Annotated in this window: 1 protein-coding gene and 2 pseudogenes; 2 read left to right on the forward strand and 1 reads right to left on the reverse strand. The window is 35.5% G+C overall.

From position 1 onward, the window contains the following. Both EKL98_RS17695 and EKL98_RS16270 read left to right on the forward strand, forming a co-directional pair. A pseudogene (locus tag EKL98_RS17695) lies at positions 1-204 on the forward strand (S41 family peptidase); the annotation flags it as partial. Positions 205-272: 68 nt separating this feature from the next. Beyond that, positions 273-1,109 (forward strand): alpha/beta hydrolase, encoded by an 837-nt coding sequence (locus EKL98_RS16270; RefSeq protein ID WP_126563174.1) that lies wholly within the window; start codon positions 273-275, stop codon positions 1,107-1,109. Positions 1,110-1,138: 29 nt separating this feature from the next. On the opposite strand, the pseudogene EKL98_RS16275 reads toward EKL98_RS16270, so the two are convergent. Further along, positions 1,139-1,265, reverse strand: a pseudogene (locus EKL98_RS16275) (NAD(P)/FAD-dependent oxidoreductase); the annotation flags it as partial.

Below are 1,265 nucleotides of genomic sequence, written 5' to 3' on the forward strand. Positions count from 1 at the left end.
GTCAAAATGGAGGGAACGGATTCGTATTTCAACGCTTTTCAAAAACACCTTTTCAAGAATGGTATCAATATGAGTTTAGACAAAAACAAATCATTGGTAAAACGCTATTTGGCAGCAGAATTTGCCCGTCAATTATTCAATGAAGGTAAATTTTATGAAATTGTGTTGAAAGAGGATACGATGATTGATGCGGTTTTGAAATAGACTAATTCGAAATCGATTCAGATTTGATGTTAAATTTAAGAATGTAACGAGATTATATTAGAAAAAACATGAAAAAAATTATATTTTTATTGTTATTGACCACTTCATTTTTTGTGAGTGCGCAACAGCAATATGCTATCGAGAAAGACATACATTATTACCCCGATGCTATTAATAAAAGTGATAAATACATCGATTCTCAGTGTTCTTTGGATATTTATTATCCTAAAAAATCTAAAAACTTTGCCACAATTATTTGGTTTCATGGAGGCGGACTTTCTGGAGGGAATAAAGAAATTCCGAATGCTTTACTAGAAAAAGGTTTTGCCGTAATTGGGGTTGGCTACAGGCTTTCGCCAAAAGTAAAAGCGCCTGCATACATAGAAGATGCTGCTGCTGCAATTGCTTGGACTTTTCAACATATTGATAATTATGGTGGTAGATCCGATATGATTTTTTTGTCGGGACATTCCGCAGGAGGTTATTTAACAATGATGGTGGGGCTTGATAAAAAGTATTTGGCTAAACATGAAATTGATGCCAACAGCATTGCTGGAAATATTCCGTTTAGCGGACATACTATAACGCATTTTACCATTAGAAAAGAAATGGGGATGAACGAAATACAGCCTTTGATAGACGAATATGCACCACTTTATTTTGTTCGTCCAGATGCTCCGCCTTTGGTTCTTATTACTGGAGATCCCGAAATGGAATTGCTCGGACGTTATGAAGAAAACGCCTATATGTGGAGGATGATGAAACTAGCTGGACATAAACGCACCACAATATATAAACTTGAGGGTTTTAATCATGGAGCTATGGCTGAGCCCGCTTTTCCATTATTAATAAAAGAAGTTAATATAATAAAAAAGGAAATTTCAGAAAAAAAAGAGGAGAATTAATAGAGGATAAATTTTCTTTTTCTACAGAATTACTTCTTAATACTATCATGAACTTGCGTTTGCATTCCTCCATTCCATAAAGTCAGAATATCGGTTGCAACAGCAGCCCCACTTCCTGCAGCAATGGCTACTTGGCTTCTCGAACCCGCTAATGTT

The sequence above is a fragment of the Flavobacterium bomense genome (assembly GCF_003970355.1).